Below are 4,318 nucleotides of genomic sequence, written 5' to 3' on the forward strand. Positions count from 1 at the left end.
GTTTGCGCCGCCGCCGCTGGGGGACACGGAGGCCTTCCTCGCGCCAGAGCCGCTGCCGGCGCCGAGACCGTCGCCGCCCTGGGCGCCGTGACGGGCGGCGATGACGCGCCCGTCACGCTCCTGCCGAGCTCGGTGGTGCGATCGGATGCCGGGGCGCACGCGGTCTCGGCCGACACGGACCTGCTCGTCTACGACGCCGGCCTCTCGCGCCTGCTCGAGGACGCCTCCGCGACCGATGCCGACACCGCCCGCGGAGCGCTCCTGGCGGAGTTCACGGCGCGGGCGGCCGTAGGCGACCTCGCCGACCCCCTGCTCGTCACGGTCGACCGCGCGAACGGTCGGTCCCAGGCTGCCCTGCGCGGCGCGATCGACGCGGCGACCGGGCTCCCCGGCTGGACGGCGACCGATCTCGACGGCCTCCTCGCGGCTCCCGCCACTGCGGTCGACGTCGACTCCGTCCCCGCCGACCAGGACCGCGTCGCGGTGATCGACGGGTTCCGCGCCGCGCAGGGCGGTCTGCAGCGCATCTCGGGTGTGCTCGGCGACCCGACGCTGCTCACCTCGTCGGAGCGGGCGACCGAGCTGCAGCTGCTCGGAAACGCGTGGCTCGACGACCGCGAGGGATGGGATGCCGCGATCCAGGCGCAGCGCGAGCGCATCGCCACCTGGACCGACGGCGTCGCCCTCGTCCTCGGCGGCCCCATCACCCTCGCCGGGACCTCCGCGCCCCTCGTCTTCACCGTCCGCAACGACCTGCCGTGGCCGGCCCGTGTCGACCTGCTCGCCTCGCCCGGTGACGCGCGTCTGGTGATCGAGTCGACGACCGAGGTCGAGATCGGCGCCCAGCAGACCAGCCGCGTCGCGATCCCCGTCTCCGCCCTCGTGGGCAGCGGCGAATCCTCCGTCGACCTGCAGCTGCGCACCCCGTCCGGCGTCGATATCGGGCGGAGCGAGACCGTCGAGGTGTCGGTGCGCGCCGAATGGGAGTCGGTGGCCCTCGTCATCCTCACCGTCCTCGTGTCCGCCCTCCTCGTCCTCGGCGTCATCCGGACGGTCCGACGGCGCAAGCGGATGCCGGTGGCCCCCTGATGGCCGGCCTCGGACGCGCGAGCGCCACCGTCGCCGCCGGCACTATGGCGTCCCGCATCACGGGACTCATCCGCAACATCGTGCTCACGGTCGCCGTCGGCACCGTCGGCGCGAAGGCTGCGGACTCGTTCGCGATCGCGAACCAGTTGCCGAACTCGGTGTTCGCGCTCATCTCCTCGGGGCTCCTCGCCGGGGTGATCGTCCCGCAGATCGTCAAGGCCGTGAAGACGCACGACGACCGCGGCAGCGCCTTCGTGTCGAAACTGCTGACCCTGGGCGTCCTCGCCCTGCTGGTCGTCACGATCGTCGCCGTCGTGGCGGCGCCCGTGCTCGTGGAGATCTACGCGGGGAGGTTCACCGACCCGGCGGCGAAGACGCTCACCCTCGCCCTCGCCTACTGGTGTCTGCCGCAGCTGCTCTTCTACGGGCTGTACGCGCTCGTGGGCGAGATCCTCAACGCGAACCGCATCTTCGGGCCGTTCGCCTGGTCGCCGATCGTGAACAACCTGATCTCGATCGCGGGCTTCGGCGTCTTCATCGTGCTGTTCGGCACCTACGAGTCGGCCTCGGGCTGGACGGCGGGCATGATCGCGCTGATGGGCGGCACCGCGACCCTCGGGATCGTCGTGCAGGCCGGCATCCTGTTCCTGTTCTGGCGGCGAGCGGGATTGCACGTGCGGCCCGACTTCGGCTGGCGGGGCATCGGCCTCCGCCAGATCGGCCGCCTCGCCGGCTGGACGTTCCTCATGGTCGTCGTCGGGCAGATCGCCGGCGCCTTCCAGATCAACATCGTGGGTGCCGCCTCGGGTCCCGCGGCGGCCGGGGCGACGCTGCAGAACGCGTGGCTCCTGTTCATGCTCCCGTTCTCCGTCATCGTCCTCTCCCTCGGGACCCCGTATTACACGAAGCTCAGCGAGCACGTCGCGGAGGGACGGACGGATGCGGTCACCGCCGACCTGTCCTCGCTCACCCGGACCGTCGGCATCTTCATGGTCGGCATCCTCGCCGCGATGGCCGTGGCCTCCGTGCCGCTGGCGCGCCTGTTCACGACAACGCCGGACAACGCCGTCGCCTTCGCCTGGGTCCTAGGCGCGTACCTGCTCGCGCTCCTGCCGCTGTCGTTCCAGTTCGGCATCCAGCGCACCTTCTACGCCCTCAAGGACACCCGCACTCCCTTCGTGTACACGCTCGTGCAGGCGGCGCTCGTCATCGCGACGGCTCTGGCCGCGTCGGCGCTCGTCCACGCCGGCATCCTGCCCCTGACCTGGCTCGCCTTCGCGATCGCCCTCGGACAGTCCGTGGCGAACATCCTGCAGTTCGCACTCGCGATCACCCTCCTGCGGCGGAAGATCGGTCCGCTCGGTCTCGGTGCGGCGTTCCGCGGAGTCCTGCGCTTCCTGCTCGCGGCCGTCCCTGCAGCGGCCGCGGGGTGGGCCGTCTTCCTCCTTCTCGGCGGGGTCGAGGGGTGGGCCGTCTCCGAGCGTCTCCCCGGACTCCTCGGCGCCGCGCTCATCGGCGGTGTGACACTGCTGGTCTACGGCGGCATCCTGGCCCTGTTTCGCACCCCCGAGTTGGGCGTGGCGTTCCGTGCCGTCCGCCGCTTCCTGCCGGGCCGGTGAGCCCCCGGTCCGTGGAATGCCACGCGGCTACCATGGGTTGAACTGTCCGGGCGCGAACATCGCCCAGACGAAGAGAGGAATCATCGTGCGCAAGGTCATCATCATCGGCTCGGGTCCGGCGGGCTACACCGCGGCGATCTACGCGGCGCGCGCGAACCTGTCGCCCCTCGTCGTCGCCAGCTCGGTCGAGGCCGGCGGAGAGCTGATGAACACGACCGAGGTCGAGAACTTCCCCGGGTTCCCCGAGGGCATCATGGGCCCCGACCTCATGACCAAGATGCAGGAGCAGGCCGAGAAGTTCGGCGCCGAGGTCGTGTACGACGACGTCGTGTCGCTCGACGTCTCGGGCGACATCAAGACCGTCACGCTCGGCCGCGGCGAGACGCACGAGGCCGAGGCGATCGTGTTCGCCACCGGTTCCGCGCCCCGCAAGATCGGCATCGAGGGCGAGACCCGCCTGTCGGGCCGTGGCGTCTCGTACTGCGCCACGTGCGACGGCTTCTTCTTCCGCGAGAAGGTCATCGCCGTCGTCGGCGGCGGCGACTCCGCGATGGAAGAGGCGACGTTCCTCACGAAGTTCGCCTCGAAGGTCTACGTGATCCACCGTCGCGACGAGCTGCGTGCCTCGAAGATCATGCAGGACCGCGCCAAGGCCAACGAGAAGATCGAGTTCGTCTGGAACGCCGAGGTCATCGACGTCCTGGGTGAGGATGCCGTGACCGGCGTGCGTCTGCGCGACACCGTCGACGGGTCCGAGCGCGACCTCGCCCTCGACGGCGTGTTCGTCGCGATCGGCTACGACCCCCGCACGCACCTCGTGCACAACGTCCTCGACATCACCGAGCACGGCACCGTGTGGGTCGACGGCCGCACCTCGAAGACCTCCGTCCCCGGTGTCTTCGCCGCGGGCGACGTCATCGACCCGACCTACCGCCAGGCCGTCACCGCGGCCGGCAGCGGCACGGTCGCCGCCCTCGACCTCGAGCACTACCTCGCCGCGCGCGGCGACGCGGGTGCCCCCGCGCAGGACGCCGCACTGATCGACGGGCTGCCGACCCCCGCCTGAGCGCGGAACAATTGCGGCATCCGCTGCGTTTTCCCCTCTGACACCCACGTGTCGATTCCTAAGGAGACAGACATATGACCGCCAAGGCCACGAGTGAGAGCACCTGGCAGCAGGACGTCATCGACGCCGAAGGCCCCGTCCTGGTGGACTTCTGGGCGGCGTGGTGCGGACCCTGTCGCATGGTCGGCCCCATCCTCGACGAGATCCAGACCGAGAACCCCGAGAAGATCACGGTTCTGAAGCTCAACGTCGACGAGAACCCGCAGCTCGCCATGGAGTACCAGATCACGTCGATCCCGGCAATGAAGGTCTTCAACAAGGGCCAGGTCGAGAAGACGATCATCGGCGCCAAGCCGAAGTTCGCCCTCGAGCAGGACCTCGCCGACTACATCGGCTGAGCACCCCACGTCACGAAGGACCCGCGCGACCCCGGTCGCCGGGTCCTTCGTCGTTTCCGCGCCGCCGGAACATCCGCGCCCACCACGACGGTGGGCCGCCCCCTTCATTCGGTCCGGTCGCTGTGCGAGTCGTCGGTTTCCAGTTG

At 70.2% G+C, this 4,318-nt stretch carries 4 protein-coding genes; all 4 read left to right on the top strand.

Annotation, left to right across the window (positions count from 1 at the left end):
• The coding region (locus tag AX744_RS20915) for a DUF6049 family protein (RefSeq protein WP_231728856.1) at positions 1 to 1,089 on the top strand (1,089 nt) is incomplete at its 5' end.
• Positions 1,089 to 2,708, top strand: a complete 1,620-nt coding sequence (gene murJ / locus AX744_RS19535) for a murein biosynthesis integral membrane protein MurJ (protein ID WP_061018791.1) — start codon at positions 1,089 to 1,091, stop codon at positions 2,706 to 2,708. The genes AX744_RS20915 and murJ, both read left to right, overlap by 1 nt.
• An 85-nt stretch (positions 2,709 to 2,793) precedes the next feature.
• Positions 2,794 to 3,774 (top strand): thioredoxin-disulfide reductase, encoded by a 981-nt coding sequence (gene trxB / locus AX744_RS19540; RefSeq protein ID WP_061018795.1) that lies wholly within the window; start codon positions 2,794 to 2,796, stop codon positions 3,772 to 3,774.
• A gap of 74 nt (positions 3,775 to 3,848) precedes the next feature.
• Positions 3,849 to 4,172, top strand: a complete 324-nt coding sequence (gene trxA / locus AX744_RS19545) for a thioredoxin (protein ID WP_061018793.1) — start codon at positions 3,849 to 3,851, stop codon at positions 4,170 to 4,172.
• Positions 4,173 to 4,318: the final 146 nt, after the last annotated feature.

The sequence above is a fragment of the Microbacterium sp. CCH5-D1 genome (genome assembly GCF_001557335.1).
In the GTDB taxonomy this organism is placed as follows: Bacteria; Actinomycetota; Actinomycetes; order Actinomycetales; family Microbacteriaceae; genus Microbacterium; species Microbacterium oxydans.

What these genes read in the sequence shown, in the direction of transcription:
- trxA (WP_061018793.1), top strand. Translation starts at nt 3,849, where the DNA reads ATGACCGCCAAGGCCACGAGTGAGAGCACCTGGCAGCAGGACGTCATC.
- murJ (WP_061018791.1), top strand. Translation starts at nt 1,089, where the DNA reads ATGGCCGGCCTCGGACGCGCGAGCGCCACCGTCGCCGCCGGCACTATG.